This is a genomic window from Pseudomonas sp. 10S5, from assembly GCF_035019745.1.
Classification (GTDB): Bacteria; Pseudomonadota; Gammaproteobacteria; order Pseudomonadales; family Pseudomonadaceae; genus Aquipseudomonas.
Genome location: NZ_JASJVL010000007.1, coordinates 225,059 through 244,694, shown reverse-complemented (window position 1 = coordinate 244,694; position 19,636 = coordinate 225,059). Strand labels below are relative to the sequence as shown.

Here is a 19,636-nt window from a genome sequence, read left to right as displayed (position 1 = left end):
TATGTCAAATAACGACCAAAAGCGCGACGAAGGCTACATCGAGAAGTTGGTTCAAGTGAACCGCGTTGCTAAGACTGTAAAAGGCGGCCGTATCTTCACATTTACCGCGTTGACCGTGGTTGGTGATGGTAAAGGGCGTGTTGGTTTCGGTCGCGGCAAGTCACGTGAAGTGCCTGCTGCGATTCAGAAAGCAATGGAAGCTGCTCGCCGTAACATGATCCAAGTAGACCTGAACGGCACTACTCTGCAGTACGCAATGAAGTCTGCCCATGGCGCTTCGAAGGTGTACATGCAGCCTGCTTCTGAAGGTACCGGCATCATCGCTGGCGGCGCTATGCGCGCAGTGTTGGAAGTTGCTGGTGTTCAGAACGTGCTCGCCAAGTGCTATGGCTCGACTAACCCGGTAAACGTGGTTCACGCTACGTTCAAAGGGTTGAAAGCTATGCAATCTCCTGAATCTATTGCTGCCAAGCGCGGTAAAAGTGTCAAGGAGATCTTCTGATCATGGCTACCGTTAAAGTAACGTTGATCAAAAGCATGACCGGACGCATCCCTAACCACAAATTGTGTATTAAGGGTTTGGGTCTGCGTCGCATCGGTCACACTGTAGAAGTGCTTGATACTCCTGAGAATCGCGGGATGATCAACAAGGCTTACTACATGCTGCGAGTCGAGGGTTAATCGATGAAACTCAATGATCTGAGTCCAGCGCCGGGTTCCCGTCGCGAAAAGCATCGTCCGGGCCGTGGTATCGGTAGTGGTTTGGGTAAGACGGGTGGCCGCGGCCACAAAGGTCAATCCTCCCGCTCCGGTGGCACTATCGCTCCGGGCTTTGAAGGCGGCCAACAACCGTTGCATCGTCGTCTGCCGAAGTTCGGTTTCGTTTCCCTTAAGGCAATGGACCGCGCAGAAGTGCGTTTGTCCGAACTGTCTAAAGTTGAAGGCGACATCGTCACTGTGCAGTCCCTGAAGGATGCCAACGTGATTAACCAAAACGTACAGCGTGTGAAAATCATGTTGTCCGGTGAAGTTACTCGCGCTGTCACCATCAAAGGTATCGCAGCCACCAAAGGTGCGCGTGCGGCTATCGAAGCAGCTGGCGGCAAGTTCGAGGAATAAATGGCTAAGCAAGGTGCTCTCTCAGCGCTCAGCAAAGGCGGGTTATCCGAGCTCTGGGCTCGACTGCGTTTTCTTCTGTTGGCGATTATCGTCTATCGGATAGGCGCACACATCCCAGTTCCTGGTATCAACCCGGACCGGTTGGCGGACCTGTTTCGACAGAATGAGGGGACCATTCTTAGCTTGTTCAACATGTTTTCCGGCGGCGCGCTGGAACGGATGAGCATCTTTGCGCTGGGGATCATGCCGTACATTTCGGCATCGATCATCATGCAGTTGATGACCGCCGTCAGTCCGCAGTTGGAGCAGTTGAAGAAGGAAGGTGAGGCTGGTCGTCGTAAGATCAGTCAATACACCCGCTATGGCACCGTCGTTCTCGCTCTTGTTCAGGCAATCGGTATGTCCGTTGGCTTGGCGGGGCAGGGTGTAGCGTTTACTGGTGACTTTGGCTTCCATTTCGTTGCGGTGTCCACGTTTGTGGCTGGTGCAATGTTCATGATGTGGCTGGGTGAGCAGATTACTGAGCGCGGTGTTGGTAACGGTATCTCGATGTTGATTTTTTCGGGTATCGTCGCCGGTCTTCCGAGAGCGATAGGGCAGTCTTTCGAGTCTGCGCGTCAGGGCGATATCAATATCTTCGCCTTGGTTGCCATCGGTTTGCTGGCAGTAGCGATCATCGGTTTTGTGGTGTTCATTGAGCGTGGTCAGCGTCGTATTGCTGTTCACTACGCTAAGCGTCAGCAGGGCCGCAAGGTTTTTGCTGCGCAGACGAGCCACTTGCCGCTGAAAGTGAACATGGCTGGTGTAATTCCGGCCATTTTTGCGAGCAGCATTTTGCTGTTCCCGGCTTCGTTAGGTGCCTGGTTTGGTCAGTCCGAAGGTATGGGCTGGTTGCAGGACATCTCGCAGTCGATCGCTCCTGGTCAGCCGTTGAATATTCTGCTGTTTAGTGCAGGGATTATTTTCTTCTGCTTCTTCTATACGGCGTTGATGTTCAATCCGAAAGACGTAGCGGAAAACCTGAAGAAGTCCGGTGCCTTTATTCCGGGCATTCGTCCAGGTGAGCAGTCGGCGCGCTACATTGACGGCGTTTTGACTCGCTTAACCATGTTCGGTGCTCTTTATATGACGGCCGTGTGTCTGCTTCCCCAGTTTTTGGTGGTGGCGGCAAACGTACCGTTCTACCTTGGCGGGACTTCGTTGCTGATCGTCGTAGTGGTTGTGATGGACTTCATGTCCCAAGTACAATCGCACCTCGTTTCGCACCAGTACGAATCCCTGATGAAGAAAGCCAACCTGAAGGGCTACGGTAGCGGCATGCTGCGCTGAAGCACCCATAAGGTTTAGGAGTTGGTCATGAAAGTTCGTGCATCGGTTAAAAAGCTGTGCCGTAACTGCAAGATTATTCGCCGCGAAGGTGTGGTTCGAGTAATTTGCAGCGCGGAACCACGTCATAAGCAGCGCCAAGGCTGATTGTGATTTGTGCTAAAAGCCCAGTAGCTAGTGCGCTGCTGGGTTGATTATTTGTTATTACAGCGATATTATCTCGCGCCCTATTTCTTGGCTTCCGGGGCGTAGGTAGCTGTCAATTGGAGTCCCACTGAATGGCCCGTATTGCAGGCGTTAACATTCCAGATAACAAGCATACTGTTATCTCGTTGACCTACATCTATGGTGTTGGTCGCACCACTGCACAGAAAATTTGTGCAACTACTGGGGTAAACCCAGCGGTAAAAATCAAAGATCTGAGCGACGAGCAGATTGAACAGCTGCGTGGCGAAGTGGCGAAGTTCACCACTGAAGGTGACCTTCGTCGCGAAATCAACATGAAAATCAAGCGCTTGATGGATTTGGGCTGCTATCGCGGTCTGCGCCATCGTCGTGGTCTTCCAGTGCGCGGTCAGCGTACCAAGACCAACGCGCGTACTCGCAAAGGTCCGCGTAAGCCGATCCGCAAGTAATCGCACCAGCGAATCGACAGGAATTTAGTCATGGCAAAACCTGCTGCTCGTCCTCGTAAAAAAGTTAAAAAGACAGTGGTTGATGGCATCGCCCACATCCACGCGTCGTTTAACAACACAATCGTCACCATCACCGACCGTCAAGGTAATGCGCTTTCTTGGGCTACCTCCGGTGGCTCGGGTTTCCGCGGTTCACGCAAGTCCACTCCGTTCGCTGCTCAAGTAGCTGCTGAACGTGCTGGCCAAGCTGCGCTGGAATACGGCTTGAAGAACCTCGACGTTAACGTCAAGGGTCCAGGTCCAGGTCGTGAGTCTGCTGTCCGTGCTTTGAACGGCTGTGGCTATAAGATCGCCAGCATCACCGACGTGACGCCAATCCCGCACAACGGGTGCCGTCCGCCGAAGAAGCGCCGCGTGTAATCCAGGAGACTGTAAAAAATGGCTCGTTACATTGGTCCAAAATGCAAGCTTGCACGTCGTGAAGGCACCGATCTCTTCTTGAAGAGCGGCGTCCGCGCTATCGAATCCAAGTGCAACATCGAAGCAGCTCCTGGTATCCACGGCCAACGCCGCGGTCGCCAGTCCGATTACGGCACCCAACTGCGTGAAAAGCAGAAGGTCCGTCGTATTTACGGCGTTCTCGAACGTCAATTCAGCGGTTATTACAAAGAAGCAGCCGGCAAGAAAGGCGCTACTGGTGAGAATCTGCTGCAATTGCTCGAATGCCGTTTGGACAACGTTGTATACCGTATGGGCTTTGGTTCGACTCGTGCCGAATCTCGTCAGTTGGTATCGCACAAGTCGGTCAGCATTAACGGCAAAACCGTTAACGTTCCGTCATACCAGGTTCGTCCTGGTGACGTGGTCGCTATTCGCGAGAAAGCAAAGAACCAACTGCGTATTGTCCAAGCTCTCGATCTGTGTGCCCAGCGTGGCCGCGTAGAATGGGTAGAAGTAGACACTGAGAAAAAATCTGGCGTCTTCAAAAACGTTCCAGCTCGCAGTGATCTGTCCGCCGACATCAACGAAAGCCTGATCGTCGAGCTCTACTCCAAGTAAGGGCTAGAAAATAGGTGCATCCATGCAGATTTCGGTAAATGAGTTCCTGACACCCCGTCACATTGACGTGCAGGTTGTCAGTCCAACCCGCGCTAAAATCACACTCGAGCCTCTCGAGCGTGGTTTCGGCCATACCCTGGGCAATGCGCTGCGTCGCATCCTGTTGTCCTCAATGCCCGGCTGTGCAGTAGTCGAGGCCGAGATTGACGGTGTACTCCATGAGTACAGCGCCATCGAAGGTGTACAGGAAGATGTCATTGAAATCCTGTTAAACCTTAAAGGTCTGGCTATCAAGCTGCACGGTCGTGACGAAGTTACGCTGACCTTGTCGAAGAAGGGTTCGGGGGTGGTTACCGCTGCCGATATTCAGCTGGATCATGATGTCGAGATCGTTAATCCCGATCACGTAATCGCTAACCTGGCGTCTAACGGCGCCTTGAACATGAAGCTCACCGTAGCTCGTGGTCGTGGTTATGAACCGGCTGATTCGCGTCAGAGCGATGAAGACGAAAGCCGCAGCATTGGTCGCTTGCAAGTTGACTCTTCATTTAGCCCGGTTCGCCGTATCGCATACGTGGTGGAAAACGCCCGTGTCGAGCAGCGTACTAACCTGGACAAGTTGGTTATTGATCTGGAAACCAACGGTACGTTGGATCCTGAAGAGGCTATTCGCCGCGCTGCAACCATTCTGCAACAGCAGTTGGCTGCGTTCGTCGATCTCAAAGGTGATAGTGAGCCAGTGGTTATCGAACAGGAAGACGAGATCGATCCGATCCTGCTTCGTCCGGTTGACGATCTGGAACTGACTGTACGTTCGGCCAACTGCCTTAAGGCGGAGAACATTTACTACATTGGTGACCTGATTCAGCGCACCGAAGTAGAACTGTTGAAGACTCCGAACCTGGGCAAGAAATCCTTGACGGAAATCAAGGACGTTCTGGCCTCCCGCGGTCTGTCCCTCGGCATGCGCCTCGACAACTGGCCGCCTGCAAGTCTTAAGAAGGACGACAAGGCGACTGCCTGATCGTCGTAATCACCGAACGTCATGTTTGGTAAGGAATGAATCATGCGTCATCGTAAAAGTGGACGTCATCTGAGCCGTACTAGCTCTCACCGTAAGGCCATGTTTCAAAACATGGCGGTGTCGCTGTTCGAGCACGAGCTGATCAAAACTACACTGCCAAAAGCCAAGGAACTGCGTCGCGTTGCTGAGCCGCTGATCACCTTGGCTAAGATCGACAGTCTGGCTAACCGCCGTCTGGCATTCGACCGTACTCGTTCGAAAGCCATTGTTGGTAAGCTGTTCAACGATCTGGGCAAGCGCTATGCAACCCGTGAGGGTGGCTACTTGCGCATCCTCAAGTGCGGCTTCCGCACTGGCGACAACGCGCCTATGGCGTACGTCGAACTGGTTGATCGTCCTGTTGGTGGCGTTGTAGAAGCTGCTGAATAAGACGTTAGTCTGATCAAAGAACCGGGCCTAGTGCCCGGTTTTTTGTTATCTATAAATTATAAAATTCTATCGATCCTCACAATTTAATGAATTTGCTGGTGTAATCTTTTTGTCGAATACTTCGTTCCATGCCGATTAGCCGGCAAGATACGTTCGCCAGAGGAAGACTTTGCATGAGTCAGAATAAAACGCTTACAACCGCCAGCGGCGCCCCTGTTGCCGACAATCAGAATTCCCGATCCGCTGGCCCCCGTGGCCCGCTGTTGCTTGATGACTTCCATCTGATCGAAAAGCTTGCCCACTTCAACCGCGAAAACATTCCCGAGCGCCGTGTCCACGCTAAGGGTTCAGGTGCCCACGGTACCTTCACGGTAAGTCGCGACATCACTCAATACACCAGCGCCAAACTGTTCGATACCGTAGGTAAGCAAACCCCAATCTTCATCCGCTTCTCTACCGTAGGCGGCGAACGCGGATCGGCCGACACCGAGCGCGACCCACGTGGTTTTTCGGTCAAGTTCTACACAGAAGAAGGCAACTGGGACATCGTTGGTAACAACACTCCGGTGTTCTTCATTCGTGATCCGATCAAATTCCCTGATTTCATTCACACTCAAAAACGCCAACCCCAAACCAACCTGAAAAGCGGTCAAATGGTGTGGGACTTCTGGTCGCATTCGCCTGAAGCTTTGCATCAGGTCACTATCCTGTTCTCGGATCGCGGAATTCCAGACGGCTATCGCTTCATGCACGGCTTCGGCAGCCACACTTACAGTCTGGTCAGAGCGAACGGTGAACGTCATTGGGTCAAATGGCACTACAAGACAATGCAGGGCATCAAAAACCTTGCTCCGAAGGATGCCGCACGTTTGGCGGGTACGGATCCGGATTACGCTCAGCGTGATCTGTTCTCTGCAATTGAGCGAGGCGACTTCCCCAAGTGGCAGGTCTGCGTACAGATCATGACCGAGGCTCAAGCAGTCGCTCATCATGAGAATCCTTTCGACGTCACCAAGACGTGGTCGCAGAAAGAATATCCGCTGATTGAAGTCGGCGAGCTGGAGCTGAACCGTAATCCGGCGAACTACTTCGCAGAGGTTGAACAAGTAGCATTCGGTCCAAGCAACATGGTTCCTGGCGTTGGTCTCTCACCAGACCGCATGCTGCAAGGCCGGGTCTTCGCTTACGCCGATGCGCATCGCTATCGCATTGGCACTAACCATCAACAACTGCCGATCAATGCGCCGAAAAGCCCGGTTCATAGCTATCAGCGTGACGGCGCCATGCGGTTTGGAAACAATGGCAGCGGCACACCGAACTACGAGCCCAACAGCTATGCGGACGCTCCAAAACAAGCGCCGGCCTACGCTGAACCGGCGCTGGCGTTAAGCGGTGTTGCTGCGCGTCACGATCATCGGGAAGACACCGATTACTACAGTCATGCAGGCGCACTCTTCAACTTGATGAGTGCCGAGCAGAAGGCTCTATTGATTGAGAACATTGCCGGATCAATGGCAGGTGTAACCAGCGATGTCGTGCAGCGTCAACTGCAGTATTTCTTCAAGGCTGATCCAGCGTATGGCGAAGGACTTGCCAAAGCGTTAGGTGTACAACTCGGCTGAATCTAAGTGATAACAAGAACCGCCCATGTCAGGGCGGTTTTTTCTATCCAGTGTTCCACTTTCGCAGCTTTTCCAATTCAACATGTTTTCAGAAGTGACCTTACCTTCAGCTTGGTCCAAACTGGCAGCTTTAAGCAGGAGATTTAGGGCGATGCAAGGTCACCCAGTAGTAATCGATTACCTCAAAACGTTGCTTACAGGCGAACTGGCGGCCCGTGATCAATATTTTATCCATTCCCGGATGTACGAAGACTGGGGCCTCAGTAAGCTCTACGAACGTATGAGCCATGAAATGCAGGAAGAAACGGAGCATGCCGATGCGTTGATGCGCCGGATTCTGATGCTAGAAGGTACGCCGCGCATGCGTGCCGATGATCTAGATATCGGTACCACGGTCCCTGAGATGCTCGCCAGCGACTTACGGTTGGAATACAAGGTCCGTGCCGCGCTTTGCCAAGGTATCGCCCTCTGTGAGCTGCACAAGGACTACGTTTCCCGCGACATTCTTCGTGTTCAGTTGGCCGATACCGAAGAGGATCACACCTATTGGCTGGAGCAGCAGTTAGGTCTGATTAAATCAATCGGATTGGAGAACTACCTGCAATCGCAGTTCTGATTCACTGCCACAATAAAACGCCCCTGCCGCAGCGATGCGACAGGGGCGTTTTTTATGCACTATCAAACTAGATCGCTGTGGCCTTATCCCGTATCAGTAGCGGCTTAAGGTAGTGACCGGTATAGGACTGTTCCATCTCAGCCACTTCTTCCGGCGTGCCACAGGCGATGATTTGGCCGCCTTTGGAACCGCCTTCAGGCCCAAGGTCAACGAGCCAGTCGGCTGTTTTGATCACGTCCAGGTTGTGCTCGATCACCACCACGGTATTGCCGTGATCGCGCAAGCGATGCAGTACGTCGAGCAACTGCTGAATATCTGCGAAGTGCAGGCCGGTAGTCGGCTCGTCGAGGATATAAAGAGTTTTGCCGGTATCGCGCTTGGACAGCTCACGAGACAGCTTGACCCGTTGCGCTTCACCACCGGACAGCGTGGTCGCAGATTGTCCTAGCTTGATGTATGAAAGCCCCACGTCCATCAACGTCTGAAGTTTGCGTGCTAACGCTGGCACCGCATCGAAGAACACGCGCGCTTCTTCGATGGTCATTTCCAAGACTTCGTGGATGCTCTTGCTCTTGTATTTGATCTCCAACGTTTCTCGGTTGTAACGCTTGCTCTTACACACGTCGCACGGCACGTAGATATCCGGCAGAAAGTGCATTTCGACCTTGATTAAGCCGTCGCCCTGACAGGCTTCGCAGCGTCCGCCCTTCACGTTGAACGAGAAACGTCCAGGGCCGTAACCTCGTGACCGCGACTCCGGCACCCCGGAAAACAATTCGCGAATTGGCGTAAACAGCCCGGTGTAGGTCGCTGGGTTAGACCGCGGCGTCCGTCCGATAGGGCTCTGATCGATATCGACCACCTTATCCAAATGTTGCAGGCCATCAATGCTGTCATGCACCGCCGCTTCAAGCGTGGTGGCACCGTTAAGGGCCGTGGCGCTCAAGGGAAACAGCGTATTGTTTATTAGCGTTGACTTCCCCGAGCCGGAAACGCCGGTCACGCAGGTCAGCAAGCCAATCGGGATTTCTAAATCGACATTGCGTAAGTTGTTGCCGCGAGCGCCTTTGAGTGTCAGCGACAGCTTCTTGTTGCGCGGCGTACGTTTGGCCGGCACTTCAATTTTGACTCGCCCCGACAAATATTTACCGGTCAGCGAATCAGGGTGAGCCATGACTTCAGCGGGTGTGCCCTCAGCGACAACGTGCCCTCCGTGAATACCAGCGCCTGGGCCGATGTCCACTACGTAGTCGGCCAAACGAATAGCGTCTTCGTCATGCTCAACCACGATCACCGTATTGCCGATATCGCGTAGGTGTTTCAGCGTGCCCAGCAGGCGATCGTTGTCCCGCTGATGCAAACCAATGGACGGCTCGTCGAGAATGTACAAAACCCCCACCAGACCTGCGCCGATCTGACTCGCCAGACGGATACGCTGAGCTTCACCGCCAGACAACGTGTCGGCGCTACGGTCGAGGGACAAGTAATCGAGCCCGACGTTGACCAGAAACTGTAAACGCTCGCGGATTTCCTTGAGAATCTTGTCGGCAATTTCGCCGCGTCGGCCCGTCAGTTTTAGCGTGGAAAAATATTCTGTTGCGTCGCCAATCGGCAGGCTGGTGACAGCAGGCAAGGTTTTCTCGCCGACCCACACGTGACGCGCTTCGCGACGCAGACGCGTGCCACGGCAGTCTGGGCAAGGCTGAGTGCTGAGAAACTTGGCCAGCTCCTCACGAACCGTCGCCGACTCAGTCTCGCGATAGCGTCGCTCAAGGTTTGGCACGATGCCTTCGAAGGGGTGCGCACGCTTAACGATGTCGCCGCGATCATTGAGATAACGGAAATCGACGTTTTGCGTGCCGCTGCCATTCAACAAAATCTTTTGCTGGTCAGCCGGCAACTCATTGAACGGTACTTCCAGGCTGAAGCCATAGTGACTCGCCAGCGAGCCGAGCATCTGGAAGTAATAAACGTTACGCCGGTCCCAGCCACGAATCGCCCCTTCGGCCAGTGTCAGTTCACCATTGACCAACCGCTTGATATCGAAAAATTGCTTCACGCCCAGACCGTCGCAGGTTGGGCACGCACCAGCCGGGTTGTTGAAAGAAAACAGCTTGGGTTCTAGTTCGCTGATTGCATGCCCGCAAATTGGGCAAGCAAAGCGCGCCGAGAAAATCATTTCTTCGCCGGGCTCGTCGTCCATCGGCGCTACCCAAGCGATACCGTCGGCCAACTTCAGTGCAGTCTCAAACGATTCAGCGAGCCGCTGCTGCATGTCCTCACGAACCTTGAATCGGTCAACTACCACATCAATGGAGTGCTTCTTCTGCTTGTCGAGCTTGGGTAGCTCATCCAGCTCGCATAGTCGGCCATTCACTCGGGCGCGGACGAAGCCTTGGGCGCGCAATTCCTCAAAGATCGCCAGGTGCTCGCCCTTGCGTTCCCGGATCACGGGTGCGAGCAGCATCAGCTTACTGCCCTCTGGCTGAGCTAGCACCAGATCAACCATTTGGCTGACCGTCTGCGCTTCGAGCGGAATATCGTGATCCGGACAGCGCGGTTGGCCGACGCGAGCGTAAAGCAGGCGCAAATAATCGTAAATTTCAGTAATCGTACCCACGGTCGAGCGCGGGTTGTGCGATGTAGACTTCTGCTCAATAGAAATTGCAGGCGAGAGCCCTTCTATCGTATCGACGTCCGGCTTTTCCATCATCGACAGAAATTGCCGCGCGTACGCCGAAAGCGATTCGACATAGCGCCGCTGCCCTTCGGCGTACAGCGTGTCAAAGGCCAGTGACGACTTGCCAGAGCCGGAAAGCCCGGTAATCACGATCAATTTGTCGCGTGGCAGGGTTAAGTCAATGTTCTTCAAGTTGTGGGTTCGGGCCCCACGTATCACGATCTTGTCCACTGCGGCCTCGCTTGGCGGGCATAAACACGGGAGTATACGGCTCCATGCCAGTACGCGGCAAAGCGTCACGTATGTGCTGCTCATCGATGGGACTGGTAGAATCATTGCCGGTTCACATGAGGTTTATCCATGCACGATCCCCTTAGCGAACGCATGAGTGGCAGCGAAACCCGCGCAGCAAGCGGCCTGGCGCTGGTGTTTGCCTTCCGAATGCTTGGCATGTTTATGGTTTTACCGGTCCTCGCCACCTACGGCATGGACCTCGCGGGCGCGTCTCCAGCGCTCATCGGTCTGGCAATCGGCGCTTACGGCCTGACTCAGGCAGTGCTGCAAATACCTTTCGGGATAATTTCCGACCGCATCGGTCGACGCCCGGTCATTTATTTGGGCTTGATAATATTTGCCCTCGGCAGCCTGCTTGCCGCCAATGCAGATTCGATCTGGGGCGTAATCGCCGGGCGAATCTTACAAGGTGCAGGCGCAATATCAGCGGCCGTAATGGCGTTGCTGTCGGACCTTACCCGTGAACAGCATCGCACCAAGGCCATGGCCATGATCGGTATGACCATTGGTCTTTCGTTCGCGGTGGCCATGGTTGTCGGGCCGTTGTTGACCAGGGCTTTCGGCCTCTCCGGGTTGTTTCTTGCCACTGGCGGCCTAGCGTTATTGGGCATTTTCGTCGTCGCTTTTATGGTGCCGCATTCGACTGGACCTCTGACCCATAGAGAATCGGGCGTTGCACGAGCGGAGTTGGGTGTGACGCTGCGTCATCCCGACCTGCTGCGACTGGATTTAGGTATCTTCGTGTTGCACGCGATGCTCATGTCCAGCTTCGTTGCGCTGCCCTTGGCGTTAGTCGAAAAAGCCGGTTTACCCAAGGAACAGCATTGGTGGGTGTACCTGACCGCGTTGTTGATTTCGTTCTTCGCGATGATTCCGTTCATCATCTATGGCGAGAAAAAACGCCAGATGAAACGCGTACTGCTTGGCGCCGTCAGCGTGTTGCTGATGACTGAGCTATTCTTCTGGGCGTTCGGCGATACGTTGCGGGCCTTGGTGATTGGTACGGTGGTGTTTTTCACCGCGTTCAACCTGCTTGAAGCCTCGTTGCCATCGCTGATCAGTAAAGTGTCACCGGCAGGCGCCAAAGGCACGGCCATGGGGATTTATTCCACCAGTCAGTTCCTCGGTTCAGCAGCAGGAGGCATTCTTGGAGGCTGGCTTTTTCAGCACGGAGGACTCAGTATTGTGTTCCTCGGCGGTGCCGCTCTATGTGCCATCTGGCTAGCCTTTGCTGTAACTATGCGCGAACCACCGTATGTGACGAGCCTGCGTGTGCCGTTGACGCCTGAAGCACAACGCGAAGGTGGCTTGATCGCGCGTTTGATGGCCGTCCCGGGGGTAACAGATGCAGTGGTCGTCAGTGACGAAGCTGCCATTTATATCAAACTAGATACCGAATTATTGGATCGCAACTCCCTTGAGCGCCTGGTCAACGACCCGAAGCCAGCGGAATGCGAAGCCTAGGAGAGCGTTATGGCCCGTGGGGTTAACAAAGTCATATTGGTCGGTACATGCGGCCAGGATCCCGAAGTTCGCTACTTGCCTAACGGTAACGCCGTGACCAACCTGAGTCTGGCGACCAGCGAACAATGGACCGACAAACAAACCGGTCAGAAAGTCGAAAAGACTGAATGGCACCGTGTTTCGATGTTCGGCAAAGTCGCTGAGATCGCCGGCGAATACCTGCGCAAAGGTTCGCAGGTTTACATCGAGGGCAAGCTGCAAACCCGCGAGTGGGAAAAAGACGGCATCAAGCGCTACACCACTGAAATCGTCGTCGACATGCAAGGCACCATGCAACTGCTGGGCGGTCGCCCACAAGGTGACGGTGCTCCACAGGGTCAAGGCGGCAACAGCAACTCTGCGCCACGCCCTCAACAGCAGCGTCCGCAGCAGTCATCGCAGCCGCAGCAATCCCAGCCACAACGCGAATCGCGCCCTGCTCCCCAGCAGCAAGCGCCGCAACCGGCTCCGGATTTTGATAGTTTTGATGACGATATTCCGTTCTAGAAATCAATCAAAAAGCCCGGTTCTGAACTGCACCCCAAAAGTTGGACACCCGTCCTGACTTTTGGGGTTTTTTCATGAGTAAATACTCAGAGCAGTTCAAGCTGACAGCCGCCTCACCTATCGCTCAATCGTCTTGCTCCAGCGCGCATTCCACTCGGGTCGTAGCTGATTCACCTGATCCCAATCGATCGAAATCGCTGTTTCCAGGTATTTGTTCATGGCCTCGACTCGCGCGCGGGTTTTGTCGGTGGTTGGGGTTTTTGGGTTGGAAGGAATTTGATCGCCTTCTTCCAGTGCCGGGCCTTGGGCTTCTGGGCTCAGCAGAAACGCCGCCAGTTTTTGCGCCAGTTCCGGTTGGTCGTTGTGGGCGATGGCGCATTCGGCGACGTTGAGCACCACGGCGCCTTCTTTCGGTTGCGCGTATTCCACCGGCACGCCCAGCAGTTGCAGGGTGCTGACGCCGGTCGGGGTCAGCGGAAAGATGGCCGCTTCATTGGTCTGTACCATTTCCGAGATCTTCGCCGAGCTGGCGATGTATTCCAGGACGTTAGGGCCAATGGTTTTCGGCCACGCTTTAAAGCCAGGTTCAACGTTGGCTTCGCTGCCGCCCTGAATACGGTTGAACATCAAGAAACCGTGCAGGCCGAACGTCGATGACGCGAGTGACTGGAACACTACTTTGTCCTTGAAGCGCGGGTCGGCCAGGTCCATCCACGAGGTCGGTGCGCTCCAGCCTTTTTCTTTGAACATCCGCGTGTTGTAGGCAAGGCCGGTTACGCCGAGGGTCACGGCCACGGCCTGATCCTTGATCTTCGCTTTGGCCGGAATATCCGCCAGCACCGGGCTGTCCTGAAGCTTGTCGCACAAGCCCATGGAAATGGCGCGGTACATGATGCCGTCGTCGAGGAATATGACGTGCATCTGTGGGTTGTCTTTGCTCGCTTGAACTTTGGCCAAAATGTCCGACGAGGTGCCAGGCACGATCACGACTTTAACGTGGTTGGCCTTCTCGAACGCGGGCAACACCTTGTCGGCGTAAACCCGTTCCATGGTGCCGCCGTTCATGCCCAAGTACAGCGTCGGATCGGCGTGGGCCGTGCCCGTCATTAGCAAGCTGGCCAAGGGTAGACAAGACAGGGCGATACGATTGATGTTCTTCATTAACGCGATCTTCCTCTAGGCAATTGAACGACGGTCCCCGCTTGCGCGGTTTGAGTGGTTTGAAAACGAGCGATTGAAAACGCTTCAATCGGCTGTGTAGCGGAACCTGAACACACCAGTTCGGCGAGGGCTTCACCCACCGCCGGGGCGATCTGGAAACCGGACCCGGCGAAACCGAAACCGTGCAGCAAACCCGCTTGGGTGGTGCTGACGCCAATCACGGGTTCGCGATCTGGCAGATAACCTTCGGTGCCGCTCCAGGTCCGAATCGCTTGAGCGTGCGCAAGAAACGGATACAGCTCGGCGGCGTTGCGCAGGATCTCAAGCACGGCGGCTTGGCCTGGACGTGCCTGCTCCGGGGTCATTGCAAACCCTTGGCCGCCGCCCAACACGCAATTACCTCGCGCCACTTGGCGCGCATAAATCCCACCGCCTTCTACCCCGGTGCTGACGTCCATCACCATGGGCAACGGTTCGGTGACCAGCATCGCCGGGTGCCCGGTGCGCATCGGCACCGACTCGCCAAATTGGGCGGCGACGTTCCCGGCCCAGGCGCCAGCGCAATTGAGCAGCCACGGCGCGCGAACCTTGATCCCGTTGGCGCAGTGGACGTTGAATGCTTGCCCGTCATGTTCGATGTCGATGACGTTGGCCTGCTCGAACACCTGGGCGCCAGCACGTTGCGCGGCGCGGGCGAAGGCAGGCGAAATCAAACGCGGATTGGCGTGACCATCTTCCGGGCACAACGATGCTCCCTGCGCCACGTCACCCACCCAGGGGTATCGCGCGCGCAATTCGGCGCGATCAAGCAACCGCAAGCCCAAGCCAAACCCCCGCGTGGCGTCGGCATACGATTGAAGCGCAGCCATGTCCGCGTGACTGCGGGCCAGTTTCAAATGCCCTGATTTCACGTATTCGCCGTCGGTGCCGATCAGTTCGAGCAGGTTGTCCCACATCGCGTGGGCGCGCTGGGACAAGGGCAACTGACTCAGTGGCCGACCTTGCCGGCGAACACCTCCATAGTTAACCCCGCTGGAATGCGAGCCACAAAAATCACGCTCCAGCAGCACCACCCGTTTGTCTTTGCGCGCGAGCATCAAGGCCGCCGAAGCCCCGACGATGCCGCCGCCGAGCACCACGGCATCGGTTTCGATCAGCGTGCTCATGACTCAATCTCCACGCCAAACGGCAAGGGTTTGATCGGCGCCTGACCGCGCAACCGACCGATGCTGTTCAGTGCTCGGCCGCTGCGTTGGGCGACAATCTCTGCCGCCGCCGACCCGCACATCCGACCCTGACAGCGGCCCATGCCTACTCGGCAATGGGCTTTGACTCGATTGAGTTCCCAGTGACCATCATCCACCACCGCACGGACTTCAGCGGCTGAGACTTCCTCACAGCGGCAAATCATCAATTCGTCGGGCGCGTTGGCCGCCCAGTCAGTCGGGAATGGGAAGGCGATTTCCAATCCGTGGCGAAAGCGTTCTATGCCTGCGAGCTTGTGTTCCAGAGACCGGCGACGGGCGCTGTCGATGACGCGTCCGCTGTCTTCAAGCACGGCCAGCGCGGCGCGCTCACCGGCCATTTCCGCGGCGTCGGCGCCCATGATTCCAGCGCCATCGCCAGCCAGGTACACACCGTGGACCGAGCTGCGGCCAGCGCTGTCACGGGTGGGCAACCAGGCGCGGTTCAATTCATTCCAGTGAAAGTCGCAGCTCAACAAATCGGCCAATTGCGTTTCACTGCGCAGGGCGTGGGCGAACCCCACCGCATCACATTCCAACCGTTGATGGCGCTTACCCTGACGCCAAGTGATCGCGCCGACGCGGTGCTCACCCTCGATACGCTCCAGGGTTGCACCCTGATGCACCGGGATGCCATGGGCGGTGAGCCAGCTGCGGTAATACAAACCTTTGGCCAAGGTCGCAGGCTGGCCAAGCAGCGCAGGTAACGCCCGACATTGGGCACTGAACGGTGCGCTGTCGAGTACCGCGACCACCGTGGCCCCGGCTTTGGCGTACTGATAAGCGACCAGATACAGCAGTGGCCCGCTGCCACAAAACGCCACGCGCTCACCGATGGCGCAGCCCTGATACTTCAACGCAATCTGCGCCGCGCCCAAGCTGTAGACCCCGGGCAGCGTCCAGCCCGGCACCGGCAAAATGCGGTCGGTGGCGCCGGTGGCGACGATGATCTGCGAATAATTGACTGCGCGAGCATGACCATCGCTCAAGGTGTCCAGGCGCCCGTCTTCGGCATTCCACACCAGCGTCTCGGGACGGTAGTCGATTTGGGTCGACAGATGGTCGATGGCGCGATGCACCGATTCGGCCTTCGACGCCTCAAAGCCATAAATCTGTTTAGCCGTGCGCCGAAAGTTGGCCGGTTGGCGGCGATAGACCTGACCGCCGCCGCGTGGCGATTCGTCAAGCAAACAGGCTTTAACGCCGTGGGCCAACAAAGTGTGTGCCGCCCGAATTCCGGCCGGGCCAGCACCAACAATTACGACGCTCATAGGCTGCGCCCCGGTTCTCGGCTGATGATCTGTCCGGCTTCCAGCAACGTCGAGCAGGCCCGCACGCGGCGACCGTCACCCAGGCGCACCCAACACTCCTGGCAGGCGCCCATCATGCAAAAGCCCGCTCGCGGTTCGGCGCTGAAATCACTACCACGCACGTGCTCGCCGCAGGTCAACACGGCGGTCAGCAGGGTGTCACCTTGTAAGCCAGTGGCCGGTTGACCGTCGAGGGTGAACACCAGCGCTGGTCGATCTGTCTCGACCAGTCGTTTAAACAACGCCATTTCAGTGCCTTCCTCAATGTTTACCAACCAGAACGCGGTCCAGGCCATAGACCCGGTCGAGCACGATCATGGCCGCAGCGGTCAACGCAATAACCAATGCCGACACTGCCGCCATCATCGGGTCGATGGATTCGGTGGCGTACACGTACATGCGCACCGGCAGGGTCTGGGTCGATGGCGAGCTGACGAAGATCGACAGGGTGACCTCGTCGAAACTGTTAATGAACGCCAGCAGCCAGCCGCCGGCGACCCCCGGCAAAATCATCGGTAAGGTGATTTGGCGAAACAGGGTAAAGCGACTGGCGCCTAATGATTCAGCGGCTTGTTCAGCGCTGCGGTCGATGCCGATGGCGGCGGCGATCACCAACCGCAATACGTACGGCGTGATGATCACCACGTGGGCAAGCATCAGCCAGGCGAAACTGCCGTTGACCCCCATCAGCGCGAACAGCCGCAGCATGGCCACGCCCAAGACCAAGTGCGGCATGATGATCGGCGACAGAAACAGGCTGTTCAGGAAGTCGCGGCCAGGGAATGTATAGCGGGTGATCGCTAGTGCGGCGGGCACGGCAATCAGGGTGGCCAGCGAGGCGGCCACGAACGCCAGAATCAGACTGTTGTAGAACGCATGAATGAAATCAGCGCGTTCAAACACTGCCCTGAACCATCGCAGGGAAAACCCGGACGTTGGCAAGCTCAGGGTATTTTCCGGGGTGAACGCCACCAGGCATACCACCACCAGCGGCGCCAGCATGAACACCACCACTAAGGTATGAAAACCCAGCGACAAAGGACCGTTTTTGGACATGTCTTATTCCCCCAGGATCTTTTTATAGCGGCGTTCGACAACCCGGTTCCACGTCAGCATCACCAGTAGATTGATCACCAGCAGCACCACCGCAATAGTCGCGCCCATGGGCCAATTCAGTTCCGAGAGGTATTGGTCGTACACCACGGTGGCGACCATTTTCAAACGTCGTCCACCTAACAGGCCGGGAATCGCGAAGGAGCTGGCAGACAGCCCGAAGACAATCAATGTCCCCGAGAGCACGCCGGGCATGACTTGGGGCAACACCACCAGCCGCATGACCTTGGCCTGACTCGCGCCTAGAGACAGTGCGGCTTGTTCAGCCGAGGGGTCGAGCTTTTGCAGCGAGGTCCAGACCGGGATGATCATGAACGGCAGCATCACGTGGACCAGCGCGATGATTATCGCGAACGAGGTATAGAGCAGCTTCACCGGATGCCCACCCAGCGCCTGAATCGCTTGATTGATCAAGCCATCGGAACCGAGCAGCAGGCTCCAGCCAAAGGCCCGCACCACCACGGAAATCAGCAGCGGGGTCAAAATCAAAATCAGGAAAATTGAGCGCCACGGTGTGCCCATACGGCTGAGGATATAGGCCTCGGGAACGCCGATCACCATGCACAACAACGTGACCACGGCGCTGATCCACAGGGTGCGAAAAAAGATCTCGTAATAGTACGAATCACTGAATAGGCCGATGTAATGGGCGAAGGTGAATTCGCCGTTTTTGACCCCAAGCTGGTAGTCGAACACGTTGAACGACAACACCAGCGTCAGCACCAGCGGCAGTATCAACAGGCAACTGAACAGAATAATGGCCGGCAGTGACAGCAGATAACCACGTCCGCCGTTGCGCAAAAAGGCGAGCGCATTCATGCATGCACCTCGTCGGCGGCCAGCACGCGCAATAAATCAGCTTGCCAGTCGAGGCCCACCGCCGTGCCTTCAGTCAGCGGCGCGCTGCCGTCGTTGCGGCGGACCACGGTTAGTTCGCCCAACGCCGTGTCGATGCGGTACAGCCATTGGCTGCCGAGGAAATAGCGGACTGAAATACGCCCCTGCAACCGACCGTTGCCGGCGTCGAGCAGGTCGATTTTTTCCGGGCGCAAACTGAGGGTTAGCGCGCCATGGCCAGGGGTGTGGCGTACCTGCGGGCAACCATCGGCGTCGAGATCGCCAGCAAGCATGTTGGCCTTGCCGACGAAGCCGGAAATGAACGGCGTGCGTGGGTGTTCGTAGAGTTTGTAGGGCTCGTCGATCTGGGTCACGCGGCCCGCCTGCATCACCACCACCCGGTCACTGATCGACAGCGCTTCGGCTTGATCGTGAGTCACCATCAAGGTCGTGATTCCGACTTCGCATTGGATGCGGCGAATCTCGAATTGCATTTCTTCGCGCAAATTGGCGTCGAGGTTAGACAGCGGTTCGTCGAGCAACAGCACCGGTGGTTCAATCACCAGCGCCCGTGCCAGAGCCACACGCTGGCGTTGGCCGCCGGACAGTTCTCGCGGGTAGCGCTCGGCATGCGGTGCCAGGCGCACCAAGTCCAGCACCGTCGCCACGCGCCGCGCCATGTCGGCCGATGGCACCTTACGCATACGCAGACCAAAGGCGACGTTGTCGCCCACGGTCATGTGGGGAAACAACGCATAGCTCTGGAACACAACGCCGAGACCACGACTGCTTGGTTTGGCGTGGGTGATGTCACGACCATCTAGCGCGATGCGCCCTGCCGTGGCGTCGACAAAGCCCGCGATCATTTGCAGGGTGGTGGTTTTACCGCAACCGGACGGGCCGAGCAGAGAAACGAATTCGCCTTTTTCAACCGCCAGATCTGTGGCGACAACGGCGTCGATGGCGCCATAGCGCTTGCTGAGGCCTTCGAGTTGGAGAAATGCCATGTGCGCGGTCCACCTTGTTTATTGGGCGCGTCGAAACACGCTCTTTTGTAATGGGCAGATGCGAAGGGATACCGCTGGGTGCGTCGGCGCTCGCTCTAAGTCGGCTGCCATGTGTTGTTCGATTCGCCCCTGTGGACTCACATTAGGACG

22 protein-coding genes are annotated in these 19,636 nt (G+C 56.3%); 14 read left to right on the top strand and 8 right to left on the bottom strand.

Going from position 1 to position 19,636, the window contains the following annotated elements; all coding sequences use genetic code 11:
- The first annotated feature begins 1 nt into the window (after window position 1).
- The 12 genes from rpsE (at window position 2) to bfr (ending at window position 7,830) form a co-directional block, all read left to right on the top strand.
- Window positions 2-502 (top strand): 30S ribosomal protein S5, encoded by a 501-nt coding sequence (rpsE, locus tag QN378_RS10125; protein WP_003186035.1) that lies wholly within the window; start codon window positions 2-4, stop codon window positions 500-502.
- Between the two features lie 2 nt (window positions 503-504).
- Entirely contained in the window at window positions 505-681 is a 177-nt protein-coding gene (rpmD, locus tag QN378_RS10120) for a 50S ribosomal protein L30 (protein WP_003444363.1), read from the top strand.
- A gap of 3 nt (window positions 682-684) precedes the next feature.
- Window positions 685-1,119 carry a 50S ribosomal protein L15 gene (rplO, locus tag QN378_RS10115; RefSeq protein WP_150642939.1) on the top strand — a complete coding sequence of 145 codons (435 nt, stop codon included), beginning with the start codon at window positions 685-687 and terminating at the stop codon, window positions 1,117-1,119.
- Window positions 1,120-2,448 (top strand): preprotein translocase subunit SecY, encoded by a 1,329-nt coding sequence (secY, locus tag QN378_RS10110; protein WP_322205594.1) that lies wholly within the window; start codon window positions 1,120-1,122, stop codon window positions 2,446-2,448.
- 27 nt (window positions 2,449-2,475) lie between these two features.
- A complete protein-coding gene (gene rpmJ / locus QN378_RS10105; protein WP_002555468.1) occupies window positions 2,476-2,592 on the top strand; it encodes a 50S ribosomal protein L36 in 117 nt (38 codons plus the stop codon).
- A 131-nt stretch (window positions 2,593-2,723) separates the two neighbouring features.
- Window positions 2,724-3,080, top strand: a complete 357-nt coding sequence (gene rpsM, locus QN378_RS10100) for a 30S ribosomal protein S13 (protein ID WP_002555467.1) — start codon at window positions 2,724-2,726, stop codon at window positions 3,078-3,080.
- A 30-nt stretch (window positions 3,081-3,110) separates the two neighbouring features.
- Entirely contained in the window at window positions 3,111-3,500 is a 390-nt protein-coding gene (gene rpsK, locus QN378_RS10095) for a 30S ribosomal protein S11 (protein ID WP_002555466.1), read from the top strand.
- 18 nt (window positions 3,501-3,518) lie between these two features.
- Window positions 3,519-4,139 (top strand): 30S ribosomal protein S4, encoded by a 621-nt coding sequence (gene rpsD, locus QN378_RS10090; protein WP_322166322.1) that lies wholly within the window; start codon window positions 3,519-3,521, stop codon window positions 4,137-4,139.
- A 22-nt stretch (window positions 4,140-4,161) separates the two neighbouring features.
- A complete protein-coding gene (locus QN378_RS10085) occupies window positions 4,162-5,163 on the top strand; it encodes a DNA-directed RNA polymerase subunit alpha (RefSeq protein ID WP_322166321.1) in 1,002 nt (333 codons plus the stop codon).
- A 42-nt stretch (window positions 5,164-5,205) separates the two neighbouring features.
- The gene (gene rplQ, locus QN378_RS10080) at window positions 5,206-5,592 is read left to right on the top strand and encodes a 50S ribosomal protein L17 (protein ID WP_322205593.1); all 387 of its coding nucleotides are present in this window, start codon (window positions 5,206-5,208) and stop codon (window positions 5,590-5,592) included.
- 173 nt (window positions 5,593-5,765) lie between these two features.
- The gene (locus QN378_RS10075; protein WP_322205592.1) at window positions 5,766-7,214 is read left to right on the top strand and encodes a catalase; all 1,449 of its coding nucleotides are present in this window, start codon (window positions 5,766-5,768) and stop codon (window positions 7,212-7,214) included.
- Window positions 7,215-7,365: 151 nt separating this feature from the next.
- Window positions 7,366-7,830, top strand: coding sequence for a bacterioferritin (gene bfr, locus QN378_RS10070; RefSeq protein ID WP_322205591.1), 465 nt, complete (start codon window positions 7,366-7,368; stop codon window positions 7,828-7,830).
- 67 nt (window positions 7,831-7,897) lie between these two features.
- Here bfr and uvrA read toward each other — a convergent pair whose 3' ends face one another.
- Complete coding sequence (gene uvrA / locus QN378_RS10065) at window positions 7,898-10,741, bottom strand: excinuclease ABC subunit UvrA (protein ID WP_322205590.1); 2,844 nt, start codon at window positions 10,739-10,741, stop codon at window positions 7,898-7,900.
- Window positions 10,742-10,870: 129 nt separating this feature from the next.
- Between uvrA and QN378_RS10060 the strand changes: the two genes are divergently transcribed.
- Complete coding sequence (locus QN378_RS10060; RefSeq protein ID WP_322205589.1) at window positions 10,871-12,268, top strand: MFS transporter; 1,398 nt, start codon at window positions 10,871-10,873, stop codon at window positions 12,266-12,268.
- 9 nt (window positions 12,269-12,277) lie between these two features.
- The gene (locus QN378_RS10055; RefSeq protein WP_322166316.1) at window positions 12,278-12,814 is read left to right on the top strand and encodes a single-stranded DNA-binding protein; all 537 of its coding nucleotides are present in this window, start codon (window positions 12,278-12,280) and stop codon (window positions 12,812-12,814) included.
- A gap of 117 nt (window positions 12,815-12,931) precedes the next feature.
- On the opposite strand, the gene QN378_RS10050 is transcribed toward QN378_RS10055, so the two are convergent.
- Genes QN378_RS10050 through QN378_RS10020 form a run of 7 tightly spaced genes read right to left on the bottom strand, consistent with a single transcriptional unit; the run spans window position 12,932 to window position 19,486 of the window.
- The gene (locus tag QN378_RS10050) at window positions 12,932-13,975 is read right to left on the bottom strand and encodes an ABC transporter substrate-binding protein (protein ID WP_323547466.1); all 1,044 of its coding nucleotides are present in this window, start codon (window positions 13,973-13,975) and stop codon (window positions 12,932-12,934) included.
- Window positions 13,975-15,141 carry an FAD-dependent oxidoreductase gene (locus QN378_RS10045; RefSeq protein ID WP_322205588.1) on the bottom strand — a complete coding sequence of 389 codons (1,167 nt, stop codon included), beginning with the start codon at window positions 15,139-15,141 and terminating at the stop codon, window positions 13,975-13,977. Before QN378_RS10045 ends, QN378_RS10050 begins: the two co-directional genes overlap by 1 nt.
- A complete protein-coding gene (locus QN378_RS10040; RefSeq protein WP_323547464.1) occupies window positions 15,138-16,490 on the bottom strand; it encodes an FAD/NAD(P)-binding oxidoreductase in 1,353 nt (450 codons plus the stop codon). The genes QN378_RS10045 and QN378_RS10040 overlap by 4 nt, the downstream gene beginning before the upstream one ends.
- The gene (locus QN378_RS10035; protein ID WP_323547462.1) at window positions 16,487-16,777 is read right to left on the bottom strand and encodes a (2Fe-2S)-binding protein; all 291 of its coding nucleotides are present in this window, start codon (window positions 16,775-16,777) and stop codon (window positions 16,487-16,489) included. Before QN378_RS10035 ends, QN378_RS10040 begins: the two co-directional genes overlap by 4 nt.
- A gap of 13 nt (window positions 16,778-16,790) precedes the next feature.
- The gene (locus QN378_RS10030; protein ID WP_322205585.1) at window positions 16,791-17,585 is read right to left on the bottom strand and encodes an ABC transporter permease; all 795 of its coding nucleotides are present in this window, start codon (window positions 17,583-17,585) and stop codon (window positions 16,791-16,793) included.
- Between the two features lie 3 nt (window positions 17,586-17,588).
- Window positions 17,589-18,461, bottom strand: a complete 873-nt coding sequence (locus QN378_RS10025) for an ABC transporter permease (RefSeq protein WP_323547460.1) — start codon at window positions 18,459-18,461, stop codon at window positions 17,589-17,591.
- Window positions 18,458-19,486: an ABC transporter ATP-binding protein gene (locus tag QN378_RS10020; RefSeq protein WP_323547458.1), complete on the bottom strand. Its 1,029-nt coding sequence runs from the start codon at window positions 19,484-19,486 to the stop codon at window positions 18,458-18,460. Before QN378_RS10020 ends, QN378_RS10025 begins: the two co-directional genes overlap by 4 nt.
- Window positions 19,487-19,636: the final 150 nt, after the last annotated feature.

Bases quoted from the DNA above. Each gene is read 5' to 3' on its own strand.
- rpsE (WP_003186035.1), top strand. From the start codon at position 2: ATGTCAAATAACGACCAAAAGCGCGACGAAGGCTACATCGAGAAGTTG.
- rpmD (WP_003444363.1), top strand. From the start codon at position 505: ATGGCTACCGTTAAAGTAACGTTGATCAAAAGCATGACCGGACGCATC.
- rplO (WP_150642939.1), top strand. From the start codon at position 685: ATGAAACTCAATGATCTGAGTCCAGCGCCGGGTTCCCGTCGCGAAAAG.
- secY (WP_322205594.1), top strand. From the start codon at position 1,120: ATGGCTAAGCAAGGTGCTCTCTCAGCGCTCAGCAAAGGCGGGTTATCC.
- rpmJ (WP_002555468.1), top strand. From the start codon at position 2,476: ATGAAAGTTCGTGCATCGGTTAAAAAGCTGTGCCGTAACTGCAAGATT.
- rpsM (WP_002555467.1), top strand. From the start codon at position 2,724: ATGGCCCGTATTGCAGGCGTTAACATTCCAGATAACAAGCATACTGTT.
- rpsK (WP_002555466.1), top strand. From the start codon at position 3,111: ATGGCAAAACCTGCTGCTCGTCCTCGTAAAAAAGTTAAAAAGACAGTG.
- rpsD (WP_322166322.1), top strand. From the start codon at position 3,519: ATGGCTCGTTACATTGGTCCAAAATGCAAGCTTGCACGTCGTGAAGGC.
- QN378_RS10085 (WP_322166321.1), top strand. From the start codon at position 4,162: ATGCAGATTTCGGTAAATGAGTTCCTGACACCCCGTCACATTGACGTG.
- rplQ (WP_322205593.1), top strand. From the start codon at position 5,206: ATGCGTCATCGTAAAAGTGGACGTCATCTGAGCCGTACTAGCTCTCAC.
- QN378_RS10075 (WP_322205592.1), top strand. From the start codon at position 5,766: ATGAGTCAGAATAAAACGCTTACAACCGCCAGCGGCGCCCCTGTTGCC.
- bfr (WP_322205591.1), top strand. From the start codon at position 7,366: ATGCAAGGTCACCCAGTAGTAATCGATTACCTCAAAACGTTGCTTACA.
- QN378_RS10060 (WP_322205589.1), top strand. From the start codon at position 10,871: ATGCACGATCCCCTTAGCGAACGCATGAGTGGCAGCGAAACCCGCGCA.
- QN378_RS10055 (WP_322166316.1), top strand. From the start codon at position 12,278: ATGGCCCGTGGGGTTAACAAAGTCATATTGGTCGGTACATGCGGCCAG.
- QN378_RS10050 (WP_323547466.1), bottom strand. From the start codon at position 13,975: ATGAAGAACATCAATCGTATCGCCCTGTCTTGTCTACCCTTGGCCAGC.
- QN378_RS10045 (WP_322205588.1), bottom strand. From the start codon at position 15,141: ATGAGCACGCTGATCGAAACCGATGCCGTGGTGCTCGGCGGCGGCATC.
- QN378_RS10040 (WP_323547464.1), bottom strand. From the start codon at position 16,490: ATGAGCGTCGTAATTGTTGGTGCTGGCCCGGCCGGAATTCGGGCGGCA.
- QN378_RS10035 (WP_323547462.1), bottom strand. From the start codon at position 16,777: ATGGCGTTGTTTAAACGACTGGTCGAGACAGATCGACCAGCGCTGGTG.
- QN378_RS10030 (WP_322205585.1), bottom strand. From the start codon at position 17,585: ATGTCCAAAAACGGTCCTTTGTCGCTGGGTTTTCATACCTTAGTGGTG.
- QN378_RS10025 (WP_323547460.1), bottom strand. From the start codon at position 18,461: ATGAATGCGCTCGCCTTTTTGCGCAACGGCGGACGTGGTTATCTGCTG.
- QN378_RS10020 (WP_323547458.1), bottom strand. From the start codon at position 19,486: ATGGCATTTCTCCAACTCGAAGGCCTCAGCAAGCGCTATGGCGCCATC.